Genomic DNA, 24,099 nt, shown 5'->3' on the forward strand with positions numbered 1-24,099 from the left:
TTTGGTTGCGGGGGCAGGATTTGAACCTGCGGCCTTCAGGTTATGAGCCAAAGGTGAGCGATTCCAATATCTTAGCCAGTCCAGCCACTTAGGCGGCAAGCTTTTGTTTAGGCGGGGTTTTCGCCTCCGCACTCAGCCGCGTTCGCAGGCATTGACATGCAAAACAAGTGTGCAGCCCGCAGTCGCAGGTTGATGTGGTGTTGATGTAGCCCACGCGCCCGCCCCGCAGATCATAATCGCAGGCCGTCTTGTCGGCCTTCATTTCCGATGCTCCCGCAGCCCAAGCTCGACCCACATCCAGCCGAAATCGTATTCGGCAATCGGACCCTCGCCATGTCCGGCGCTGCGGTTCTCCAGCATCTTCAGCCACTCGATGACCTTCTCACGCCCCGCGACGGTCCGGACCGCCTGGCGCGGTGACTTGCCGCCCAATGCCGGGATCGGAGCGTCCAGCGTTTCGCGGTAATGCTTGTCCAGGTGATCCCGCATGAGCTGTCGCGCGATCTCGGGCGGGATTTCATCGGCCGCCTCGCTTGGCTCGTCACGCCGTTGGTCGGCCCGCATCTGCTCGACCGTCCGGATCGTGGTCAAGGGTGCCCTCAGCAGATCCCCGGCGGCGGCGCCGATCAAGGTCTGGACCTTGGCCGCGCGCTCGGCCGAGTTGACAGTCACGAGCAGCGTCTTGCCCGTCAGTTCCAGCGAGCCCAGAACGGTTGCGCCTTCCATCTGCGTGTCGAGCATGATGCCGCCGCCCGCCTTGCCACCACGCCCCTTGCGCGTGGCCAGCCAGTTCCAGAACTTCGGCCCCTCGGGCAGGAAGCCCTTTACGCGGTCCAACCGCTCCGCCACCGCTTTCTGCGTGACGCCGGTGGCAAACGGATACCGCAGATCGTGAAACAGCACATCATCGCCGTCCGAGTTGGTGAACTGCGGCTGCACCGGGGTGAGAGCACGGTCGATCTCGATGAACAGCCAGGCGGAGGTGAAGATCGGTGCGCAGCCCATCAGTTGATCGTGCGAAAGCCGCAGCGCATCCCGCTTCTTCAGCTTCAGGGCATCGCGAAGCCCGGCGAAAAGAAAATCCACCGCCTCGGCCCGGAAGGGCAACAGCGCCCCGGAGATGACATGGTGATCGCGCTCGGGCACCACCCGCACAGCGATCCGGTCCCATTGCTTCAGCGTGCGCGTGGCGGATTTCTCTTTCACCGTGACGGGTGCGGCATCCGACAGCAGGTCGCGCAGCACCATCGACGTGCCGGGCTGGACATCGCTGACTTCGTACAGACTGACCGGCGCATCCCGCAGCGCCGCGAAATAGGCCCGGTTCAGCGCCGTTTCCTTCCAGCCGCGCCGTTTCAGATAGAGATCGACGATGTTGCCGTCCTCGTAGTGCTGGCCAAGGAAATCCTCGAACCCGCAGCCCCAAAGGACGCCTGACCACTGCTCGCCCAGCAGGTCGGCCAAGCTGTCCTGATCGATCTCGAATTCCTCCAGCGCGGGCATCAGGTGTTCGGCGACAACATCCTGCAGCCGGTCGCGCCAGTCCCCTTCCCGGCCGATGAAGGCCAGAAGGCCGGAAATGTCGTTTCGTTCAGCCATTGCCCCTCACTTGTCTGATCGCGCGAAACGAAGCCGAGAGTTTCTGCCCTGGGCCAGAAACCCGCAGCTTGGCATCCATTTCTAGGTAAGGCGCCGCTGGAGCGCCACACGATAGCTGTACGGTGCCACTTCCTCGACCGTCACCATGTCCCCGGCACAAACGCCATGCCGTTCGAAGAACTCCCGGATCCAGCCGCGCTTGCGGAAGAACTTCTTCTGACCATCGAGGTCTGTCATGACAACGGTCGCTCCGCCCCAGTCGACGGCAATTTCGCGCTGGGCGACCGAGGCACGGTTTGATCCGCCGATCGCATCCGCCGGGAACTTCTCAAAGAAGCTCCTGAGATAGATGTGACTGTTGTCGATGTTGCCCTGTTTGATTTCGGTCGTGCCGATGTGGCGCCGCGAGTGCTGGCGCGGGATTGTGTCTGGTGACAGCAACGGTGCGGCCGGAGCCTCCCGCATAACCATCACGGTGTTGTCGTCGTCCTCGATCAGGTCGAAATCCTCGTCGTCCACAATCACAATCTGGCCCGTCGGAACCGGAGGCTGCGTGCGAACAGGCTGAACGCCTTCGGCGCGAAGGACTACCTCCGCCGCTGCGCGGGCATCCTCGCCTGCGTCATGATGCTCGAACATGAGGCCAAGATGCTGCTTCAGGCTTGCAAGGCCATGGCCGCCATTGCCCCGCAATTCGGGCCAGGCAGCCCGGGCAACGTGAACACTGTCGCGCCAGTCCCACTGCGGGACCGTCAGGCCGCAGTTGCCACAGGCCGCGGCGACGGCGCTGCGGTCAAAGCCAGAGTGCTGATAGACCGTAGCGCCGTTCAGCGCATCCCGCAGGACCGGCAGCACCTCGGCAAAGGTCGGAGCGGCCTGCACCGTGCGGGCGCTGATCCCGTGAAGGTAGGTGAACATCCAGCGATCCACCCGCGGATCGACATAGGTCACCCAAGTCTCAATTGAATTGTTGGGGCGCACGCAGGCGACGCCGATCTGGCAGATGCTGCCACGGTCGTTGTTCGCCGTCTCGACGTCCAAAGCAAAGAAGCGGAACGGGCCCTTCGGAAACGGTGTGACATTTGCCTGCCGCATGGATGCACGCTTCGGCGCTGGCGCCGCGACGGGACCAACCATCGCGGAAAGGAAGCGCAGGCGCTGCCGTTCGATAGCCGCCTTTTCGCGAACACCCCAGCCAAGGCGGCGCAGAGTGGCCTCGACCAGATCAACCGGTTCGTCATAGGCCTGCATCCGGCGCCGGTTCCAGGCGATGGCATGATCGGGCGCGAGGGAGAGCACCTCGGCCTCCAGCCGCGCGATGTCGGCGGTGTCGGGCAAGGGAAGCCAGACAGCGCGGCAGTGATCGACGACGAATTCGTTGCGCAGTGCCTTGGCGATGTCGCCATCGGCCTTGGTCAAAGCATCCGTCCGGTCGCGCCACATCCGGCCGGTGTTGTACATGGCAGAGAAATAGTGGCTCGTGTTCTCGGACCCGGTGCGATGGCGCTGGTGGATCCGTTCATAAAGGGTCTGTTCCCTCGAACTGGTCGAGCCGATGTAGCGAAGATCACCATGGTGATCGACGAGGCCGTAAAGGCCACGTGCATCGCGCGGCGCCTGAACGGTCGGGCGGGGCGCCACTTCGAGCAGCGCGGAAAGCAGGTCTTCGGCAGAGAAGCGCATCATCAGACTCCGGATCACATCGACATCAGCTGGCGACGTTCGATGCGCTTCCAGTCGCGCCCCGAGACAATGCCCCAGTTGCCCGCCTCGTTCGGACGGCGCCAGCGCGGCGTGGCCATCTTCTGCAGGGCAGCGAGCGCCTCGTTGAAGGAGGGATACGAGACCTCCTCGCCCTTCGCACCGATCATGAACTTGCCGCCGCGCGCGAGACCGGGATGGAAATGGCTGCCGTCAGCGGCGACGGGGACGAAGACCACCTCGCCCGAGAAATCCGGGCTCGGCGCCTCGGGGGCAGCTTCATCCGGCTGCTGCCAGATCGAGGCAAAGAATTCCTTCCGACCCTTCAGCCACGCGGCCGCGCTGACAGCCGTCACCCGCTGGCCGACCTTTTCCAGACCACCGTCACCGCTGGACAGGATGTTCCGAATCCGGCCTTCCGTGACGCCGCCGAACAATGCAAGCGACTGCAGGTCGACCTCGCCCGCGCCGGTGTCGATGGCGTGGCGCGAAAGAGCAAGATTGATGATCCGGGCAATCACGCCCTGCGGCTCCGGATTCGCAAGCTGCCGGAACTGGTCAAGCTGCTGCGCCAGCGCATCAATCCAAGCCTTGCGGGCATCGAACGGAACTTCCGCAGGAAGCACACCGTAAAGGCCGTAGATGCCCGCGTTGTCGATCAGCTTCGTGCCGCTCCAGTGCGGGGTCAGAACCGGGTCATAAGTCTCGAACGCCTCGCGCCAGTTCGTACCTTCCACATCGGGACCATGCAGCATCGCGAACAGATGCGGCGCCACTTCCTCTGCGCCGAGGATCATCTCGATCACGCGGAAACGGCTGGCGAGAAGTTCGAGAAGCTCGGGTCCATAGTCATAGTTCTGCCGGTAGTCGATGTTGTCAGCGCTGAAGTATCCAGCCAGTTCGCGGTGGAACCAGGTCTCGCGGCGCTGTTCGGCCGTCATGGTTTCGGGGGTCAGGGCGGGCATGTTCATGGTTTTGTCCTTCAAGCGTGCAGGCGGCGGATCATGGCGCGGAGGTTGTGGCGCGCGCGGTGATCGGAGGGGGTGGATGCCGCGATGAGGAACCCTCTCTCGAAATGAAGAGCGTAGTGACGACCGCGCGGCTCGATGCCGAGCAAGTCAACACCTTCAGCACGACACAGCTGCTGATACTCTCTGACGACCTTGCGCATGAGGCACTATCCGTGAAATCATATTTGTTGCATCATGTATATCCGCCGCTCCGCGCCTTCGTCAATCACATTATTTCACGATTCACGCATTTTACCTCAGCAACATGATGGCGCCCAAGCGAGGCCTATGGCGAACTGTTTTTCCACGCATTTTCATGCACAAAGCCTTGCCGCCCTCAGCGGCAGAAAGCGGTGATGCGCGGCTTCACGCACCAGCCAGCCTTATCCACAGCGTCATTCGGACCACCCCCTTGCTCCGAATCGAAGCCCACGGCAGGTTGCATCCTTGAGGAGAGCAGCCCTCAACCATAAGCATAACAGGTCTATCAGAACGGCATTCTGGCAGGGTCGAGGCGCTTTGGCGCCCTCAACGACCTTGCTACCGATCATGTTTTCCCCCGCACCGTCGTGCTGCGGGCTGCGGGTGGTTTGAGCCAAGCCGATCCTCTGTCTGAAGGAGGATGTATCGTTCATGGGCTTGCCGCCACGCGTCTATTTCACCGTTCACGAAGTCACTGCCCGCTGGGGCTGCAACATCGCCGATGTCGCCGGATGGGCCGATGCAGGCCGGTTCCGGATCCTGACGGGCATCCCCGCCGTCCGCTGCGGCGACGATGTCGTCGCGGGAAAGGTGGTGCTGTCCCCGATGGACCTTCTGCCGCTCTTCCGCCGCTGCGGCACCGGCCCGACCGAAGGAATGATGCGCCGTATCCAGCCGATCGGGCGACAGGACTGGCTGCTCATCACGGATCCTGCTTGCGGCATACCCGTCGCCGTTGCCGACATGCTGGTTCTGGCCGAAGAGGTTCATGCCTTCGAGGAAGAGAACGAGATGGTGCGCCGCGTGACGAGCGGGCCGGGTGCTGCCACGCCCTACGACTGGGAGGGCATGACGGTCGCCCTGATCCATCGCATCCATGAGCGGGGCCTCCCCGCCACGCAGGCCGAGCTGGTCGCCGAGATGCAGGACTGGTTTGCGGATCAGACGGACGGCCGGAAGATCCCCGACAGCCGCAGCATCCGGCGCAGGGTAACCCCGGTCTGGAAGAAGCTGCGGGGAGATGGGGCGTAAAGTTGCGGCGCGACTATCTGGGTCACGCGGACTGGCGTCCCCCCTGCTCGTCGGCGTCATGGACCAGCCGGGGCTTCGGCCGGAAGGCGCTGGCCACGGCGTCCACACCGGCGCGCAGAGGCGAGTCCATCAGGTGGGCATAGCGCAGGGTCGTCTGCATCTGGCTGTGGCCCAGAAGCTTGCCAATCATTTCCAGCGAAGCCCCGCCGCTGACCAGAAGCGACGCAAAGGTGTGGCGCAGGTCATGGATCCGGACGTCGTGCAGCCCGCACTGCTTCTGGACCTGCGCCCAGAAGCGGCGCACCTCCTGAACCGGCTGGCCGGGCGTGTCGCCGGGAAAGAGCCACGGCGATCCCTTCGGCACCAACAGCTGCCGCTGGCGTACGATGGCGGCCGTCTCGTCCGAGATCGGCACGCGGTGGGCGCGGCGCTGTTTCGTCATGGTGGGCGGCTTCGACCAGCTCATGTGTTCGAGGTTGAACTGCTCGAACCGGGCCTGCCGCACCTCGCCCAGCCGGGCGCCGGTCAGCATGCACATGCGGATGATGTCGGCCGCGCGCCGGTCCTCGGCCGCATCCAGCGCGGCGGCAAGCTTGGCGATCTCTTCCTTGGAGAGAAAGCGTTCGCGCGGCGTCTCGGTGCGGCGATGGAAGCGCTGGGCGGGGTTGTCTTCGCACCAGCCCCACTGGACCGCCAGCGTGAACATCTTGCGCAACACCTCGCCGATCCGGTTGGCACGCACCGGCGTGGGCTTGGCACCCTGCAGCTTGCGCGCCCGGTTGTTGGGCTTTTCCTTGTGGGGCCGCGCCCTGCCCTCGGCGATCTTCGCCAGCAGCTTGTCGACGTCGGTCGGCGTGATTTCCGTCACCAGCTTCCGGCCCCAGACCGGTTCCACCATCTTGGCCAGCGCCGACCGCTGATCGGCCGCGCTGCGTTCGGCCAGTTTCGGCAGATGCTCGGCGCAGTAGCGGTCGATCAGGTCGGTCACGCGCGGGGCTTCGCGCTTTGCTTCGCGCTGGCCTAAGGGATCGGCCCCGGCGTCGATCTCGCGCCGCAGTTCCTTGGCCCGCTCCCGCGCCGCCGACACCGACCATTCCGGCCAGCGCCCGAAGGTCATCCGGCGCTGGCGCCCGGCATGGCGGTAATCCAGCGTGAAGGCCCGCCCGCCGCCGCGATAGATGCAGACGGCAAAGCCCCGGACGTCGGTGTCGAAAATCTGGTAGTCCCGCCCCGGCACCGGCTCGGCGTCGCGCAGCACCTTCTCGGTCAGCTTGATGCGTTCGGGCATGGCTTCGGTCCTTCTTGCATCCGACATGAGGCGTGGTTTCGCCTGGTTATCAAGGCAAGCATGGCGCCTCGGATGGCGGGGAGGCAGAGGGTGGCAGGAAGGACGCCCGAGCCGTGCCACCCCTTGTTTTCATGGGATTTCGGCGCTGGGCGGATCGATGCGCGACTGGCGACGACAGGCGCAATGTGACGTGTGAAAGGGCAAGCACGGTCGTCGCGCTGCAGATCCGGCATTCAACGAACCGCAGAGCGACAAATCCTCAAGGAATTCAATGGGTGGCAGGGGTGCCGTGTCGGGTGCCACCCCCTCTTTGCCCATCAATGCCGGACAAACACGGTCAATCCGGCTGTTCGCTGGTGGTTGCGGCCTTGGTGTCCGTTTCGTCCATCTGGCAGGACTGGCCGTAATTTCCCCACGCCATCCGACCACCATCGCAAATCCCAACAAAACAAGGGGTGGCACAAAGGCGGCATCCTTTCCGCCACCCTCCGCCTCGCCGCCACCCCGCGGGCTCTGCGCTCACTGGTCCCTGCAAGACGTCCCCGATCTTCGGGGCCAGGACCAGGAGACCCCGATGCCGCATCTCGGATCGATGCCAGACCCGAAGGACAAACCCCGCAGCCTGCTGGTCGGCTGGATCAGCCGCCTCGACCTTGCGCTGGAACTCGGCCTTTCGGTCGACACGCTGCGCCGCTGGGAGGCGATGCGGACGGGCCCACCCTGTGTTCGGGCCGGACGCAAGGTCTACTACCGTCGCGCAGCTGTCGAGGAATGGCTGGAGGAGCAGGAGCAGGCCGCCCCGCGCCGCCGTCGTGCCGGAGGGCGCCGGTAATGACGATCCAGTCCCGCACATCCGCCTGGCCCGCCGACCGCGTGGCCGAGGCGCGCGCCGTGATCGCCGACGTTGCGCATCACAGCGATCTCCTGATCCGGCTCGCCTGCAATGTGCTCGCCCAGCATGGCGAGACCCCGGGCGAGTGCGCCGATGCCCAGCGCCTGCTGGTAGTCGTCGACGCTCGACGCCCCGTTCGGCGCGCCCAGCGCGAGGATCAGGGGAGGGCCGCACGATGATGCGCCGTGGTACCCCCGAGGCTGATTTGCAGCGCACGGTCGTACAGGCGCTCCGCATCGCCCTGCCCCGCACTGCCATCATCCACCACTGCGCCAACGAGGTCACCGAGGCCGGGCCCCGCGGGGCAAAGCGCCAGGCAATCCTCGTCGGCATGGGCGTCCATGCCGGGTTCGCTGACCTGATGGTGATTTGCGACGGCCGGGTCCTGTTCCTCGAGCTAAAGGCACCGAAGGGGCGGCTGCGGCCGGAGCAGGAGGCGTTCCGCGATGCGGTGCAGGCGCAGGGGTTCGGCTGGGCGCTGGTGCGCAGTCTCGACGACGCGCTGGGCGCGCTGGCGGATCACGGCTTCACCACGCGCATCGCGCCCGGCCCGCGGAGGCCCGAGCCATGAGCCACGAGGCCACCAACTGGGCCATCAAGCAGCGCGGGTTGAAGCCCACGACCAAGATCGTGCTCTGGCACCTCTGCGACCGGTTCAACCCGGATTATGGCTGCTTTCCCTCGCAGGATCGGCTTGCGCATGACTGCGAGATCAGCCGGTCGACGCTGAACGATCACCTTGGCCAGCTCGAGGCCGTGGGCCTGCTGCGGCGCGTGCCGCGGCTCGATCCAGTGACCAGGCGCCAACTGCCCACCCGCTACATCCTGGGGTTCGAGCCCGGCTTCACACCTGTGGCTGTAGTGCCGTGTCCGGAAATCGGACACGGGGACGACCGCGGCGCAGAAAACGTCGACGATGCCTATGGTTGTGCTGGTGACGGCATGGCCGATACGCTGCCGTGTCCGGATTTCGGACACGGGGATGAGGCGGGAGCCGTGTCCGAATTTCCAGCCGAGCCGTGTCCGGAAAATGCCGAAAGCCGTGTCCGGATTTCGGACACTAACCCTGTAAGGGAACCTCTAAGTAAACCAGTAAAGGAGGAGGAGGGCGCGCAAGCGCGCGAGGGCGTTTCCGATGAGGTTTTTGGGGATCTGCTCGACGCGCTGGGCCTCGATCCCGCCGCCCTGCCCGGCTGGTGGCAAGGCTGGCCACCCCGGCTGCACGTCCAGCGCTGGCGCGACGAGCTCGGGCTGACCGAGGCGGAGATCGTCGGTGCGGCCGAGGCCTCCCGCCAGGAACATCCCGAACCGCCCGATGGACCGAAAGCGCTGGACCGGGCCATGCAGCGCGCCGCCCAGCGCAAAGCCGAAGATGCAACGCGGAAGCGCCGGAAGGCGAAGACGGCCCCGGCCCCGGCCGCGAAGCCGATCACCGACCTCCCCGCCTTCTACGCTGATCTGGTCAACTCCGACCGCTATCTGCCGGTCAGCGCGATCAGCAACACGATGCGCGATGCCATGCTGGCCCGGGGGCTGGTCACGGCCGAACGCCTGCGCGAGCGCGGGGTGCGGTGAATGGCATGGTGTCACGTCCCCGGCACGGACTCTCCCTCTGCGCAGGCGGCGGAGGCCTTGATCTGGGCCTCATGCTCGCCGAACCCGGCTATCACACCCGCGCCTTCGTCGAATGGGGGGACTGGCCAAGGGCGGTCCTCATCGCCGCCCAGCGCCCGGGTTACTTCGCCCCAGCCCCGATCTGGACCGATCTGCGCAGCTTCGACGCCCGTCCCTTTCGCGGCGCATTCGATGCTGTCCTCGCCGGATACCCCTGCCAGCCCTTCAGCGCGGCGGGAAAGCGCGGTGGCGCTGACGACCCTCGCCACCTCTGGCCCGACGTCGCCCGCGTCATCGGAGAATGCCGTCCCGAATGGGTCTTCCTCGAAAACGTCGCCGGGCATGTCACCCTCGGACTCGAGACCGTCCTGCGAGAGCTTTGGGGATTGGGCTACACGCCTGCGGCGGGCCTGTTCTCGGCGGCAGAGGTCGGCGCGCCGCATGAGCGGTTGCGCATCTTCATCCTGGCCCACACCGATGAGCCTGCATCCCGGCACCGGCCGCTACAACCCGGCCGGGAACAGCGACTTCACCCGCAAGGCCGAGGCGCTGGCGCTGGGCATCGCGAAGGCTCTGCCGAACCACTGGCCGAGCCCGGCCGCCCAGAACTGGAAGGGCAGTTCCGAGGCCAGCATCACCCGCACCGACGGCAAGTCCCGGATGGACCTGCTGCACTACCGGGCCGAACAGGGCTTCACCCGCCCGGCCCCGGCGATCACGCCGGATGGGCTGCGGTTCTCGCATCACGCCCCGATCTCGCGCCCGCTCTGGGCTTCAATGATTGCCTCGCATGGGCGCGTCGTCTCGCGGCGGATCCTGAAGGGCCGGTCGCGGCGGCGGCTGAACCCGCTCTTCGTCGGATGGCTGATGGGCTGGCCCATCGGGCACGCGCTCTGCGCCTGCTCGGAAACGGAGTTCACCCTCTGGCAGCGGCACATGCGTGGCGCTCTCTCGCAGCTGCCCATGGCCTCGGGCCCGTGGATCTGGCGGCCGACGGATGCAGCCCAGCGCCCGGCGCAGATGGATTTCCTTGAAGGATTGCAGCCATGAGTTTCCACGGCCGCGTCAGCGGTACCAGGATCAAACGCGCGCTGGGCGTGCAGGCCGCGCTGGAATGGGCGTTCCGGATCGAACAGGCGCAGCTTGAACTGCCTCTGCCCCCCGACGTCACCGAGGAAGGTTTCGGCTTTGGCCTGGAATACGTCCTGCTCCAGCGCGCCGTGCTGGGCTGCAAGATCGACGGCGGCCAGCACAAGATCGGCGGCTACACCCACGAGGATGCCGAGGTCATCGCCGCCAGCGTCGCCGGGATCCCCGACAGTCTCGGCGGCAAGCGCATGGCGATCCGCGTCGCAGAACTGGCCCGCGCCGGGCTGACACCGGACTGGATGCCCGGCGCCATCCCGCGCTGCGTGCCGACCATCGTCAAGCAGAACCAGCACGGCACGCATGCGGGCGCCATCGTCGTCGGCACCGAACGCATCCGGGTGCGTGGAGCGGGCGCGCGCGCCACATGGAAGACCATCGACATCCTGGCCTGCCCGGTCACGTTCTCCCCCCACCCACAGCAGATCGAAGCCGCCCGGCGTGGCTACGACGACTGGTGGCAGGCGCTGGGCTGGGTTCGGGCCGGGCTGATCGAAGGCGGGATGCTGCGAGAGGTCGAGGTGACGGCGGCGATGCCGAAGGAGCGGCCTTGGGAAAGACCGCCCTGAAATGGTGCCGATGAGACGAGGCTGCGCGCACAGCCGATAACGCCGTCCGCACAGCTTTGGGATGCAAAACGATCGAAACCTCTTTAGGTTAGCCGCAATCGTCGCCAACCCGAAGGTTTCCGTTTGTCCATGTCCGATTCCCTGCGTGATCTTGTCCTTGCCCATATTCCCGAAGACGGCTCTGCCATCGGCAATGGCGCCCTGCTCGCGCGGCTGCGGGAAACCCTGCCCGATCTGACGGACGAGGACTATGCCGCAGCCAAGGACGCGCTGGTGGACGAAGGCATCATTGGCAAGGGCAAGGGGCGCGGCGGGTCGGTGTTTCTGATCACCGACGACGCTGACGAGGACGAAGATCAGGACGACGATTTCGAACTGACACCCACCGAGGAACCCGCCCCAAGGGCCAGGCGCGCGGCGGCCAAGACCAAGGCCGCGCCGCGCAAGTCGGGGGAACCCGCGCAGGTCATCAGCTATCGCCACACCGACACGCGGGTGAACAACCCCGAGGTCGGCATGGTCCACCCCGACAACGACCCCGACCAGCCGAAAACCGTCTGGGCCTATGACCCGCACCTTGACCCGGCGCTGATGTTCGACAGCCGGCGCGCCCGGGTGGAGAGATTGATCGACGATGCGCTGGCCTCGGGTGATGCCGTCACCATGCGCGACACGCTGGAAGAACTGAAGCGGCTGCAGGCGCCCTATCTGAACTGGGCGGGCAAGGCGGAACGGACGAGTTTCGAGGTCGATACGGTATCCCTGCATGTCCACGAGCGGGTGGATCCGGCGACGATCCTGGCCAATGCGAGGAAGCGGCTGAAGGGCGAGGCGAAGGCGGCCGAGGTCTGGCGCCAGGCCGATCTGTTCGCCGCCCCGTTCGAGAACCTGCCGCTGCGGCAGGCGCTGGATTTCTACCACCACGAAAAGGGCTGGTCGAACCGGCTGATCGCGGGCGACAGCCTGCTGGTGATGAACTCGCTGTTGCAGAAAGAGGCGATGGCGGGACGGGTGCAGATGATCTACATCGACCCGCCCTATGGCATCAAATACGGGTCGAACTTTCAGCCCTTCACCAACAAGCGCGACGTGAAGGACGGCGCGGATGACGACCTGACCCAGGAACCCGAGATGATCAAGGCGTTCCGGGATACCTGGGAACTGGGCATCCATTCCTACCTGACCTATCTGCGCGACCGGCTGTGGCTGGCCAAGGACCTGCTGCATGAGAGCGGGTCGGTGTTCGTGCAGATTTCGGATGAGAACCTGCACCATGTGCGGGAGCTGCTTGATGAGGTCTATGGCCCTAGCAATTTAGTCAGCGTGATTACGTTCAAGAAAACGACGGGCGCAGGCAGCCCAACTGGCGGCACAAATGTGCTGGCAGCAACGAACGATTATATCATCTGGTATGCGAAAGACCTTTCACGGGTCAAATATCGTCAGCTTTACCTTTCGCGGGGTGGAGAAGGCTGGGTCAATTACAACTATATCCGGGCCATAAACGGCGAATTTCGAAGGATGAGTAAAGACGAAGCCTCGGATTGGTCGGCATTGCCGAAGGAAGCTGAGGTCTATCGACGGGACAATCTCACTTCGACTTCTTCTGCCGGGGAAGCTGCAAACCCCTTCGCCTTTCAGGGAGTGAGCTACTCTCCTCATCCTGGAGGCTGGAAAACATCGGCCAACCCCGGGCTTCAACGCTTGCTGCGCTCCGAGAGAATGGAGGCGTATGGCAAAACGCTTGCGTACAGACGCTTTGCTACAGATTTCCCGTGGTTCAAGATAACGAACCTATGGGACGACACAGTTACAGGAGGCTTTGCAGAAGATCGCCACTATGTCGTCCAGACCGGCGCGAAAGTCGTTGAACGTTGCATGCTCATGACCACGGACCCCGGCGATCTGGTGCTTGATCCGACCTGCGGCTCGGGCACCACCGCTTTCGTGGCCGAGAAGTGGGGCCGTCGCTGGATCACCTGCGACACCAGCCGCGTGGCGATCACGCTGGCGAAGCAGCGCCTGATGACCGCAAGTTTCGATTACTTCCGCCTCGCCTATCCGCATGAGGGGCTGAAGGGCGGCTTCGTCTATCAGACGGCGCCGCACATCATGCTGCAGTCGATCGCCAACAACCCTGACATCGACACGATCTACGACGCCAAACACCCCGCCATCGTCACAGCGCTAACGGCGCTGAACGCCACCCTTTCCACCGCCCCGCCCTTCCGCCCCACCCAAGGCGCGCGCAAGGGCAAGCCCGTCACCTTCACCAAAGGCGAGCGGCTGGAGGAATGGGAGGTGCCGTTTGACCTGCCCGACGACTGGCCCGCCGCCGCCGCCGAACCCTTCGCCGCCTTCCACGCCGCGCGTCAGGCCATGCAGGCCGCGATGGATGCCTCGATCCGCGCCCATGCCGATCAGGAAACCCTCTATGACAAGCCCGAGGTGGACAAGACCCGCCTGCGCATCACCGGCCCGTTTAGCGTCGAGGCCGTGCCCGCGCCATCGGTCCTGTCGCTTGACGATGTGACCGCCCCCGACCAGGCCGATGCGACAGTCGCGCGGTCGGGCGAAACCTCGCGCCAGACGCAATGGCGCGACGAACTCGTGCGCACCGGCCTGCGCGCCAAGGGTGGCGCCGTTCTGAGGATCACCGATCTGCAGGTCGCCCCCGGCCTGTCGCATATCCATGCCACAGGATCGGTCGCCGAGACGGGCGAGACGATTGCGGTCAGCTTTGGCCCTGAACATGCCGCGCTGGAGCAACGCCAAGTCGAGCGCGCCATCGAAGATGCGCAGAAGCTGGTCCCGAAGCCGAAGTTCGTGGTGTTCTGCGCCTTCACCTTCGACCCCGAGGCCGCCAAGGACATCGACGAGATGCAATGGCCGGGCGTGACCCTGCTGAAGGCGCAGATGAACACCGACCTGCTGACCGAGGATCTGAAGAAAGCGAGATCGTCGAACCAGAGCTTCTGGCTGATGGGCCAGCCCGAGGTGGAATGCCGCAAGCGCGCCGACGGGATGTTCGAGGTCGAAGTGCTGGGTTTCGACTATTTCGACCCGCGAACGGGCAAGCTTGAGGGCGGCTCGACGAAGAACATCGCCATGTGGTCGCTGGACACCGACTATGACGGGCGCAGCCTGATGCCGCATCAGGTATTCTTCCCCATGGCCGGGGCCAAGGACGGCTGGAACCGCCTGAAGAAGACGATCCGCGCCGAGCTGGACGAAGATCTGCTGGAGCAGTTCCACGGCACGGTGTCGCTGCCCTTCGAGGCGGGCGACCAGCGCCGCGTGGCGGTGAAGATCGTCGATGACCGGGGGATCGAAAGCCTCAAGATCATCGCGCTGGGGGCGTGAGGGATGGAAAGGCCGAAGTCCCTGATCATCAACTCGCCCTTCGTCTGCCCGGCCCAGCATTGGGTCGAGGGTCAGGGCGGGAAGCTGGAAATCAAGCCCGAACGCCGCCCCGCGAGTTACGAGGTGATCGACTCGCGCAACAACACCAAGCGGGTGGAAACGCTCGACCTGGTGAACACGATCCGCGGCCGGGTGGATGCCTGGCGCGCGGCAGGCTGGCCCGGCATCACCATCGTCACGCGCAGGCTGCTGGAACACTGGCACGACCGGACCGAGGGCATCCGGCCCTATCCGTTCTACTTTTGCCAATTGGAAGCGATCGAGACCCTGATCTGGTGGGTCGAAGGGGCGCAGGAATTCAAGCAGGGGATCGTCATTCCGGGCGATGGCGGCCAGTGGGAACGGCTCTGCAACAAGATGGCGACCGGGTCGGGCAAGACCACGGTCATGTCCATGATCATCACCTGGCAGGTGCTGAACGCGCTGACCTATCCGAAGCGGAACAAGGATTTCTCGCGCGCGATCTTCATCGTGGCACCGGGGCTGACGGTGAAGGAGCGGCTGCAGGTGCTGATGCCCAGCGAGGGCAGTTATTACGACGAGTTCAATCTGTGCCCGTCTGAGGCGATGCGCCAGAAGCTGAACCAGGCCGAGGTGCGGATCGAGAACTGGCACACGCTGATGCCCGCGGCCGAGCCGAAACGGTCGGTCGTGAAGAAGGGCGCTGAGTCCGACGAGGCCTTTACCCGGCGCGTGCTGGGCAAGCTGGCGGCGCACAAGGACATCGTGGTGATCAACGACGAAGCGCACCACGCCTATCGCAAACCCGCCGAGGTGAAGATCAGCAAGAAAGTGGCCGCGGAACAGGGGATCGACCTGGACGAGGCGACGCGCTGGATCGAGGGGCTGGATCGACTGCACAAGACCCGCCGCATCCAGCGATGCTTCGACCTGTCCGCCACCCCCTTTGCTCCGACAGGCAAGGCCAGCACCGACACCGCGCTGTTCGACTGGATCGTCTCGGATTTCGGGCTGAACGACGCGATCGAGGCCGGGCTGGTAAAGACGCCACGCGTCGTCGTCAGGGATGACGCGATGCCCGACAGCGCGACCCTCAGGTCAAAGCTCTACCACATCTACCGCGATCCCTCGGTGTCCGAGGACCTGAACCGCGCCAAGGCCGAGCCGCACGAGCCTCTGCCAAAGCTGGTGCAGGACGCCTATACCCTGCTGGGCGCCGACTGGCGAGAAACCCGGCGCCAGTGGGCCGAGGCAGGACACCACTCACCGCCCGTGATGCTGACTGTCTGCAACCGGACGGAGACCGCTGCCAGGATCGAGCACTACTTCAATCAGGGCGACGTGCATTGGCAGGAACTGTCCTCGCCCACGCAGACCCTTCGCGTCGATTCACGGGTGCTCGAGAAGGCCGAGGTCGGGGAGACCGCCACGGCCGACAAGGGCTATGAGGAGCGGTTGCAAGGGATCGTGGACGCGGCGCGGATCCCGGAGACCCGGAAGGATCGGCTGAAGGCTCTCAAAAAAGAGGAGCTTCTGCGCGAGATTGTCGACAACGTCGGCAAGCGCGGCAGCGCCGGGCAGGACCTGCAAAAGGTGATCTCTGTCGCCATGCTTTCCGAGGGATGGGACGCGAAGAACGTCACCCACATCATGGGGCTCAGGGCGTTCACCTCACAGCTGCTCTGCGAACAGGTCATCGGGCGCGGCCTTCGGCGTGTGACCTATGACACCGACGAAAATGGTTTGTTCTGCCCTGAATACGTCAACGTCTTCGGCGTACCGCTGTCGATTTACGAACCGGCCGAGGGGGGCGAGGCACCGCCGCCACCGAAGCCATCGACCCAGATCGATGTGATCCCGGAACGGGCGGAATTCGAACTGCGATGGCCGAACGTGCTGCGGATCGAAACCGTGGTGAAGCCAGTTCTGACAGTCGACTGGAGTACCGTCGATCTGCTGACCCTCGACCCGGCAGCCACAGCAATCTCAACAGAACTTGCGCCCGCGCTAGGCGGCGCAACGGACATTAGCAAGGTCCGAAACATCGACCTCGCTTCGCTGCCCGAGGGATTCCGGCTGCAACGGCTGACTTTCGTTGCTGCGCGAAAAGCCTTCTCGACGTTGAAGGGCAGCTTCAAGGGTAACGAGGAATACCTCCTGCTGCAGCTGATCCGTCTGGTCGAAACCTTCCTCGCCAGTGGCAAGGTAGATATCCCATCGCTGTTCCACACAGACCCGATCCGCCGCCGCGTGCTGATCGCGCTGAACATCGACAACGTGGTTCAACACCTGATGCGATTCGTCACCATCCAGAACACCACGGAACTGACACCCGTCTTCGACGAGGAAAACCCCATCGGCAGCACCGGCCAGATGCGCCCGTGGTACACGACGAAGCCCAACTTCCCGACCATCAAGTCCCATATCAGCCACGTCGTCGGGGACTCGGCCTGGGAAGGCTATGCCGCCAACGTCTTCGAGACACGGGACGAAGTGGTTTCCTTCGCCAAGAACGATCACCTTGGCTTCCAGATCCACTACCTCTGGCAAGGGTCGCGGCGGCGCTACGTACCGGATTTCATCCTGCGCCTCAGGAACGGCGTTACGCTCGCGCTCGAGATCAAGGGGGTCGACAGCCCACAGAACAAGGCCAAACGCGCTGCACTGGCGGAGTGGGTGAGTGCAATCAACGCTGCCAGCGGCTTCGGCACCTGGGCCTGGGACGTCGCCTTCGAGGCGGCGCAGGTGCATGATATCGTTTCGAAGCACACATCAGGGACAGGCCCGGCTGCAAAACACGAGGCATTCGCTTGAGCCTGGAAGGTCAAATCAGGGATCAGAAGTCGCTGCGGGCCGTCGTCGGCAAGACCGCCGACTGGAAAGAACTGGCCAAGGACTGCGTTGCTTTTGCGAATTCCGTCGGTGGAAAGCTGATCATTGGCATCGAGGATGGCGCGGATCAACCGCCCGAAGGACAGACGATACCGGCTGGCCTCACGGATGCAATCCGGAAGCGAATTGCCGAACTGACGGTCGGCGTCACCGCCTTGCCCGAGGTGTTGGTGTCGGACACGGGGGCTGAGTTCATCGAGTTGACCATCCCACGATCGACTGGCGTCGCCTCAACCAGCGATGGCAGATATTTCATTCGGGTCGGGGACGAAAGCAGACCGGTCACTGGCGATGATGTCATGCGCCTCGCCAGCGAGCGGTCAGCAGTGCCATGGGAAACGCAGACCACCCTCAGAATTGGGCGCTCTTCGGTGGACGTCCAAAAGCTCGACCGCCTTTTGGCTGATTTGCGTGCATCAGATCGTGTGAAGCCTTCGGTCAAGGAGAAGACGTCTGACGAGTTGCTCGACCATTATCTTCTGGCCGACGGCGATTTCCTTTCGAACCTTGGGATCCTCTGCATTGGTGCGCAGTCCGCGCGTGCCAAGCTCGGCAGTGCACCAGTCGTCCAGTTCATCAAGTACGATGAAACTGGGCAGAAGGTGAACAAGATCGTATGGGACGATCATACCCTCAGCCCTATGGAGCTCGTCAGTGCCGTATGGCACGAGGTTCCTGATTTTCGGGAACGGTATGAACTGCCTGACGGGTTATTCCGTCAGCACGTTCCAGCATTCGACGAAGTCGTTGTGCGGGAACTTCTGGTTAACGCACTGGTTCATCGCCCTTATACTCAACGGGGCGACATTTTCCTGAATCTTCACCCTGATCGGCTGGAAATCACCAATCCTGGCCAGCTGCCGTTGGGCGTGACTCCCCAGAATGTCCTTCACACCACAGTACGTCGCAACGAGCACCTGGCGCGGCTGTTCCATGACCTGAAGCTGATGGAGCGCGAAGGCAGCGGGTTCGACCGCGTCTACGAGGTGCTTCTCTCGCAGGGGCGCCCTGCACCGATCATTAGCGAAGGTGCGGACAGTGTCACCGTCGTCGTCCGTCGACGAATTCTCAAGCCTGAGGTCATAGACTTCATTGCCAAAGCAGATGAGACCTTCCAGCTGACCCAGCGAGAACGGATCGCACTCGGCTTGCTCGCACAAAGCGATGCCCTTACAGCCCGGGAACTTTGCGCCACCCTCGAACTGAAGTCTCTCGACGCTCTTCAGCCATGGATCAAGCGCATCGTCGATTGGGGCCTGGTCAAGACTTCTGGCAAGACCCAAGCCACCAAGTACTTCGTCGACCCGATGTTGCTGCAAACCCTGAACTTCGCCGGTACCACGACGACCCTCAAGCGCATCGAGCCCCATCGCCTCGCGGCATTGATCGAGGAGGATGTACGGCGCTACCCTCGTTCACAGATCAGTGATATCCATGCACGTGTGGGGGCGGAGATACCTCGCACCCAGATCAAGCGCAGCATTGCGGAGTTGGTCAGATCAGGCAGGTTGCTGTCTGAAGGTATCCGGCGCGGAACGCGCTACAGCACTCCGTGATTTGGTTCGGTTTCGCGCCTATCCACAAGCAGCGATCCAAACGGCCGGTCCAAACCTCCCTTGAAGGCTCTGCAATTCTTTGAAGACGCAAGAGATTTGATTTGGTTCACGACTTCGGATTGCTCGATCTGTGAGCCAAATGCCCGAACGCAGAAAGAGAACATATTGAAAACATTTATATTTCATCGAGCCAGACCGCGGCTTGCAACGCCGCCCCCCTCCCAATGGTTCCTCCCCGGCCCTGAACGTATGCGGGGGGGCGCAGCGCGGCGGTTCGCTAGCGTGAGGCGTTTTCACCGGGGAAGCCAGGCGGAAGCCACCTTGCGACCTGATGCCGGAATTCGTGAGTCAGATCAGCGACTTGCGGAATCACGATCTGGCCGGGGTGGATTCCCGGCGGGAAGCCAGGGAAGCCACCTTCGGGGAAGCCAGGTGGCCAGAAGCCACCACAAAAAGCCAATTCGTCAGAAGCCGTTGAATCCGCTTCACTTTTCGGGTTGACAGACCTGCCCCCATTGACCTACCCCTTGATCATCGAAGAATTGCGCCCGGAGGAAACCCCTCGCGGGCGCTTTTCATTTCCCCTCCCCCACATCCCGAGCCCCATCCCATGGACCTCGTCTTCGCGCCGAGCCAGATTGAAACTTGGCCGATTGCCCGGCTGCGCCCCTATGCCCGCAATGCCAAGATGCATGGCGACGACCAAGTGGCTAAGATCGCCGCCAGTATGGCCAAGTTCGGCTGGACCGTGCCCTGCATGGTGGCCGACGATGGCGACCTGATCGCGGGCCATGGCCGGGTGCTGGCGGCCACCATGCTCGGGCTGACCGAGGTGCCGGTGATCCGGCTCAGCCATCTCGATGAGGCGGAACGCCGGGCCTACCGGATCGCCGACAACAAGCTGACCGAACTGGGCGAATGGGATGAGGCGATCTTGCGTGACGAGATCGCAGGGCTGCTGGCCGAGGATTTCGACCTGACGCTCTTGGGCATCAGCGACGATGACCTTGACGCCCTGCTGCAGGATCCCGAGGCGCTGGGCGGGGATGGCCCGGTCGAGGGCGAGGACGAGGTTCCGGAGCTTCCGGTCACGCCGGTGTCGGTGCCGGGCGATCTGTGGCAACTGGGCGCGCATCGGCTGATCTGCGGCGACAGCACTGCGGCCGATGTCGTGGGGCGGCTGCTCGGCGACGTGAAGCCGCTGTTGATGGTGACGGACCCGCCCTATGGCGTGGAATATGACCCCTCTTGGCGCAACCAGGCGGGGGCGGCCAAAACCAAGCGCACCGGCAAGGTGCTGAACGATGACCGGGCCGACTGGCGCGAAGTATGGGCACTGTTCCCCGGCGACGTGGCCTATGTCTGGCACGGCGCGCTGCACTCCTCGACCGTGGCCGAGAGCCTGGTGGCCGCAGGCTTCGCGATCCGGTCGCAGATCATCTGGGCCAAGGAGCGGCTGGTGCTCAGCCGGGGCGATTATCACTGGCAGCACGAACCCTGCTGGTATGCGGTGCGCGCCAAGGGAAAGGGTCACTGGGCGGGGGACCGCAAGCAGACGACGCTGTGGCAGATCGCCAACCGGGATCAGGACGCCGACACCGTGCATGGCACGCAGAAGCCGGTCGAATGCATGCGGCGGCCGATCCTGAACAACTCGAGCCCCGGCCAGGCGATCTATGAACCGTTCATGGGATCCGGAACCACGCTGATCGCGGCCGAGACGACGGGCCGGGTCTGCTTCGGCATCGAGTTGAACCCGGCCTATGTCGATGTCGCCATCGAGCGATGGCAGTCCTTCACCGGTCAGGAGGCGGTGCTGGCGGAAACCGGCGAGACCTTCGCCGCCCTGAAGGCAAAGCGGCGCGCGGCATGAACGCGCCCCTCCTGCCCGGCCGGATCGAACACTGGCCGCTGGCCCGCCTCCGGCCCTACGCCCGCAACGCCAAGACCCACGATGCCGAGCAGGTGGCGAAGATTGCTGCCAGCATGGCCGAGTTCGGCTGGACGGTTCCCTGCCTCGTCGCCGCCGACGGCGAGTTGATTGCGGGGCACGGCCGCATCCTGGCCGCGGCCCAGCTCGGGATTGCCGAGGCGCCGGTCATCATATTGGGCCATCTGACCGAGGCGCAGCGCCGGGCCTACCGGATTGCCGACAACAAGCTGACCGAACTGGGCGGGTGGGACGAGGCGCTCCTCCTCGAGGAACTGCGCGGGCTGATGGCCGAGGACTTCGACCTCGGGCTGATCGGGATCCCCGAGGATGAACTGGACACGCTGCTGAACGATACCGTTGACCGCGCGCCCATCGACGATGACGCGGCCGACACGATCCCCGAGGCCCCGGCCGAGCCGATCACGCGCTCCGGCGACATCTGGCGGCTCGGGCATCACCGGCTGATCTGCGGCGATGCCACTGACCCGTCCGTAGTGGCGCGGCTGATGGATGGCGCGCAGGCGGCGCTGATGTTCACCTCCCCGCCCTATGCCCAGCAGCGCGACTATGGCGCGGCGAAGGAAAAGGTCGGCGATTGGGACGCGCTCATGCACGGCGTCTTCGCCGCGGCGCCCGTCACCGCCGATGCCCAGCTGCTGGTGAACCTCGGCCTCGTGCACCGCGACAGCGAATGGATCCCGTATTGGGAAAACTGGACCCTTTGGATGCGCGCGCAGGGCTGGCGGCGGTTTGGCTGGTATGTCTGGGACCAGGGGCCCGGCCTGCCCGGCGACTGGAACGGGCGGCTGGCGCCGTCGCACGAGTTCATCTTCCACTTCAACCGCCAGCCGCGGAAGCCGAACAAGACAGTCGAGAGCAAGCACGCGGGCGAAACCCTCGGCGGTGGTGGTCTGCGCGGTGCGGACGGCACCGTCCATCGCAAGACCGGCTTCGGCAACGCGATCCAGAGCCACCGCATTCCGGACAGCGTGTTTCGCATCATGCGCCACAAGGGCGGGCTGGGTGCCGCCGGATCGCACCCAGCCGTATTCCCCGTGGCGCTGGTGGAGGCTGTGCTGGAAGCATTCACAAGCGCGGGCGACGTGGTTTTCGAGCCGTTCTGCGGCTCCGGCACCCAACTGATCGCGGCTGAACGCACCGGACGGCACTGCTGCGCGGTCGAACTGGATCCGGTCTACTGCGATGTGGCGGTGCGGCGGTGGGAAATGGCGACGGGGCGGACGGCCTACAGCAAATCCACCTAGCAGGTGGGCACACTCTTCCTTAACATCTGGCATGCAAATGCCTTTGCGAGAGTGCCATGCCCAACCTGATCTGCAATGTCGTCTGGATGCCTCATTACCGCGGAGAAGCAGACGTTCATGCAGGCGGCTTCGACTATGTGTCGATCAATGGCTACGGGCATGAATTGCTTAATTTTGATGCTCTGAACGGCAAGGTATACGGCTTCGTTCAAACAAGGAACTCGACCGTCAACATAAACAGGCTGGGTGCAAAGCCTGAAGACGACTTCATGGACGGCGTTCGCGTGATCTTCATTTCGACCCATGAAGAGCTAGGGCCCGTCGTAATCGGCTGGTACGAAAACGCCCGTGTTTGGCGCCGAAAGCAACCAGGTCTTCGGTCCGTTCCAACACACCCAGACGTCAAGATCGACTTTCAGTTCGAAGCATCTGCAGATAACGCAATGCTGCTACCTTTGTCCCAGAGGTTGCTCACCGTTCCCAATCGGAAAAAGGGCTTCCCCGGTCAAAGCCCTGTCTTCTTCCCGGACGAAAGCGACGAAATGCGCACATGGATGCGCAAGTTCGAAAAGTACTTCGACGAGAAGAAGTCCGGACAGACTTCAGGTACCAATAAGTCAAACGGGTCGGGGCGCAGCACTGACGCAGAGCATAACGCGCTGGTAGAGATCTCGGCTATTGAAGCTGTCATTGCAGCACTGGGCCCCGACTATCGTGACCGTCAGGCAGACAACTGCGGATGGGACCTAGAGTTTGAGCGAGGCGGAAAGAAACTCTGCGTTGAGGTAAAGGGGAACTCCGGATTGACCCCTCGTGCAGAAGTATCCCCCAACGAATATCGGATCATCAAGGAAGTAATGGCGGGGCGCTTCACGGACGGCGACTATAGATTGGCGATTGTTACCGACGCCTTCGGCGGCCGAAACGTCCACTTGTTCGCATTCACAGTGAACAAGGGTTGGGTATGCGAACGCACTGGCGCGTCCGTGAATGCGACGGAGCGCATAGCGGCGGTGTTCGGCTAGACGCGATACACGGTGCCCCTGCCCTCGACCTTCTCGGCCTTGATGGGCAGGCCCAGCTTCTTCTTGAGGGCCCCCGAGATGCAGCCGCGAACGGTATGGGCCAGCCATCCGGTGGCATCGGCCATCTCGGCGACCGTCGCCCCCTCGGGCAGCTGGAGCATGGCGATGATCTGGGCCTGCTTGGTGCCAGCGCGGATAGCGACGGGTTTTGCGGTGTCTGTCACCACCGACGTCGACGCAACCTCTGGCTTCGGCTTGGTCTTTCGCACGCTGGCGACGGCGCTGGCCACCACCGGCTCGATCCCGATGGCTTCCAGACCGGCCTCGGTGGCGATCAGCGTGGTGCCGTGGCCGTCGCCGGTCTCGCGCCACATCGGCTCATTGCGGCGCAGGTTCGCCTCGACCTCCTCGAGCCAGCCGCGGGCGATCATCTTGCCGACGACCATCCTGGCGGCGGCGCCGACCAGCCCCTCAGGCAGCGGCAGGGCAAGGTTCCCCGGCCGGGTCGAAGCGCGGGACAGGATCAGGGACTGGGTGTCGGACGGGGTGGTCATCGGGGCCTCCGGGCGCTGTGGCGCGCGACGTGCGCGCCTTCTACGGACGTTCGCCCGGCTTACGCGGCCCCACCGGGGCCACGGTCCGGGCTCACCCCCGTCGTCGGACGGGGCGGCCGTCGCGCCGTGTGGGCGCGTCAGGCGGCGTGTTCGCCTTCCTTGAAGGCGCTGTCGGTGATCTGGCGCAGCAGGCCCGCGTAGTGCTGCAGCGTCCCGACATGCCCCCAGTGGATCTCGTCGGGGTGGGTCTCGAAATGGTCGTCGCTGAGGGCTTTCAGGCGCTCCAGCATGGTGTCGATCTCGGCCTTGGCGGCGATGAAGGCGTCGAGGGCTTTGTTCGACCGCTCCCTCGAACCGGTGGCGGGAGCGGTCTCACTGTCGGCGGCGCGGCGGGTCGTCATGGCGGGGCATCCTTCGGTGAGTTGCATCGTTTCCTTC

20 protein-coding genes and 1 pseudogene are annotated in these 24,099 nt (G+C 64.2%); 14 read left to right on the forward strand and 7 right to left on the reverse strand.

What is annotated here, in order from left to right; genetic code table 11:
- Window positions 1-258: 258 nt before the first annotated feature.
- The 4 genes from D5084_RS10185 to D5084_RS10200 form a co-directional block, all read right to left on the reverse strand.
- Window positions 259-1,599, reverse strand: a complete 1,341-nt coding sequence (locus D5084_RS10185) for a DUF7986 domain-containing protein (RefSeq protein WP_128515383.1) — start codon at window positions 1,597-1,599, stop codon at window positions 259-261.
- An 81-nt stretch (window positions 1,600-1,680) separates the two neighbouring features.
- Window positions 1,681-3,282, reverse strand: a complete 1,602-nt coding sequence (locus tag D5084_RS10190) for a 3'-5' exonuclease (RefSeq protein WP_202910052.1) — start codon at window positions 3,280-3,282, stop codon at window positions 1,681-1,683.
- A gap of 14 nt (window positions 3,283-3,296) precedes the next feature.
- Complete coding sequence (locus tag D5084_RS10195; protein WP_238382602.1) at window positions 3,297-4,271, reverse strand: hypothetical protein; 975 nt, start codon at window positions 4,269-4,271, stop codon at window positions 3,297-3,299.
- An 11-nt stretch (window positions 4,272-4,282) separates the two neighbouring features.
- Window positions 4,283-4,471 carry a hypothetical protein gene (locus D5084_RS10200; protein WP_114350963.1) on the reverse strand — a complete coding sequence of 63 codons (189 nt, stop codon included), beginning with the start codon at window positions 4,469-4,471 and terminating at the stop codon, window positions 4,283-4,285.
- A gap of 472 nt (window positions 4,472-4,943) precedes the next feature.
- Here D5084_RS10200 and D5084_RS10205 point away from each other — a divergent pair, with 472 nt between their 5' ends.
- The gene (locus tag D5084_RS10205) at window positions 4,944-5,543 is read left to right on the forward strand and encodes a hypothetical protein (protein ID WP_128515386.1); all 600 of its coding nucleotides are present in this window, start codon (window positions 4,944-4,946) and stop codon (window positions 5,541-5,543) included.
- A 22-nt stretch (window positions 5,544-5,565) separates the two neighbouring features.
- Here the strand turns inward: D5084_RS10205 and D5084_RS10210 are convergent, their stop codons facing one another.
- The gene (locus D5084_RS10210) at window positions 5,566-6,831 is read right to left on the reverse strand and encodes a tyrosine-type recombinase/integrase (RefSeq protein ID WP_128515387.1); all 1,266 of its coding nucleotides are present in this window, start codon (window positions 6,829-6,831) and stop codon (window positions 5,566-5,568) included.
- 574 nt (window positions 6,832-7,405) lie between these two features.
- Between D5084_RS10210 and D5084_RS10215 the strand changes: the two genes are divergently transcribed.
- The 13 genes and pseudogenes from D5084_RS10215 to D5084_RS10270 all read left to right on the forward strand — a co-directional run bounded on the left by D5084_RS10215 (window position 7,406) and on the right by D5084_RS10270 (window position 23,107).
- Complete coding sequence (locus D5084_RS10215) at window positions 7,406-7,663, forward strand: helix-turn-helix transcriptional regulator (protein ID WP_128515388.1); 258 nt, start codon at window positions 7,406-7,408, stop codon at window positions 7,661-7,663.
- Entirely contained in the window at window positions 7,663-7,902 is a 240-nt protein-coding gene (locus D5084_RS10220) for a hypothetical protein (RefSeq protein WP_128515389.1), read from the forward strand. Before D5084_RS10215 ends, D5084_RS10220 begins: the two co-directional genes overlap by 1 nt.
- A complete protein-coding gene (locus D5084_RS10225) occupies window positions 7,899-8,294 on the forward strand; it encodes a VRR-NUC domain-containing protein (protein ID WP_128515390.1) in 396 nt (131 codons plus the stop codon). The genes D5084_RS10220 and D5084_RS10225 overlap by 4 nt, the downstream gene beginning before the upstream one ends.
- A complete protein-coding gene (locus D5084_RS10230) occupies window positions 8,291-9,298 on the forward strand; it encodes a helix-turn-helix domain-containing protein (RefSeq protein ID WP_128515391.1) in 1,008 nt (335 codons plus the stop codon). Before D5084_RS10225 ends, D5084_RS10230 begins: the two co-directional genes overlap by 4 nt.
- 71 nt (window positions 9,299-9,369) lie before the next feature.
- Window positions 9,370-9,765, forward strand: a pseudogene (locus tag D5084_RS18745) (DNA cytosine methyltransferase); the annotation flags it as partial.
- A 49-nt stretch (window positions 9,766-9,814) separates the two neighbouring features.
- Window positions 9,815-10,387 carry a DNA methyltransferase gene (locus D5084_RS18750; protein ID WP_238382603.1) on the forward strand — a complete coding sequence of 191 codons (573 nt, stop codon included), beginning with the start codon at window positions 9,815-9,817 and terminating at the stop codon, window positions 10,385-10,387.
- Window positions 10,384-11,052, forward strand: coding sequence for a hypothetical protein (locus tag D5084_RS10240; RefSeq protein ID WP_128515393.1), 669 nt, complete (start codon window positions 10,384-10,386; stop codon window positions 11,050-11,052). Before D5084_RS18750 ends, D5084_RS10240 begins: the two co-directional genes overlap by 4 nt.
- A 129-nt stretch (window positions 11,053-11,181) precedes the next feature.
- Entirely contained in the window at window positions 11,182-14,415 is a 3,234-nt protein-coding gene (locus D5084_RS10245; protein WP_128515394.1) for a site-specific DNA-methyltransferase, read from the forward strand.
- A gap of 3 nt (window positions 14,416-14,418) precedes the next feature.
- The gene (locus D5084_RS10250) at window positions 14,419-17,250 is read left to right on the forward strand and encodes a BPTD_3080 family restriction endonuclease (protein ID WP_128515395.1); all 2,832 of its coding nucleotides are present in this window, start codon (window positions 14,419-14,421) and stop codon (window positions 17,248-17,250) included.
- Window positions 17,247-18,884, forward strand: a complete 1,638-nt coding sequence (locus D5084_RS10255) for an ATP-binding protein (protein ID WP_128515396.1) — start codon at window positions 17,247-17,249, stop codon at window positions 18,882-18,884. Before D5084_RS10250 ends, D5084_RS10255 begins: the two co-directional genes overlap by 4 nt.
- A gap of 610 nt (window positions 18,885-19,494) precedes the next feature.
- Entirely contained in the window at window positions 19,495-20,757 is a 1,263-nt protein-coding gene (locus D5084_RS10260) for a site-specific DNA-methyltransferase (protein WP_128515397.1), read from the forward strand.
- Window positions 20,754-22,082 (forward strand): site-specific DNA-methyltransferase, encoded by a 1,329-nt coding sequence (locus tag D5084_RS10265; protein ID WP_128515398.1) that lies wholly within the window; start codon window positions 20,754-20,756, stop codon window positions 22,080-22,082. The genes D5084_RS10260 and D5084_RS10265 overlap by 4 nt, the downstream gene beginning before the upstream one ends.
- Window positions 22,083-22,138: 56 nt before the next feature.
- Window positions 22,139-23,107 (forward strand): protein NO VEIN domain-containing protein, encoded by a 969-nt coding sequence (locus D5084_RS10270; RefSeq protein ID WP_128515399.1) that lies wholly within the window; start codon window positions 22,139-22,141, stop codon window positions 23,105-23,107.
- Here D5084_RS10270 and D5084_RS10275 read toward each other — a convergent pair.
- Together D5084_RS10275 and D5084_RS10280 are read right to left on the reverse strand one after the other, a co-directional pair.
- Window positions 23,104-23,661 carry a DUF3489 domain-containing protein gene (locus D5084_RS10275; protein WP_128515400.1) on the reverse strand — a complete coding sequence of 186 codons (558 nt, stop codon included), beginning with the start codon at window positions 23,659-23,661 and terminating at the stop codon, window positions 23,104-23,106. The two genes, D5084_RS10270 and D5084_RS10275, sit on opposite strands and share 4 nt — an antisense overlap.
- Window positions 23,662-23,798: 137 nt before the next feature.
- Window positions 23,799-24,062 (reverse strand): hypothetical protein, encoded by a 264-nt coding sequence (locus D5084_RS10280; RefSeq protein ID WP_128515401.1) that lies wholly within the window; start codon window positions 24,060-24,062, stop codon window positions 23,799-23,801.
- Window positions 24,063-24,099: the final 37 nt, after the last annotated feature.

The sequence above is a fragment of the Tabrizicola thermarum genome (assembly GCF_003574395.1).
GTDB lineage: Bacteria > Pseudomonadota > Alphaproteobacteria > Rhodobacterales > Rhodobacteraceae > Tabrizicola > Tabrizicola thermarum.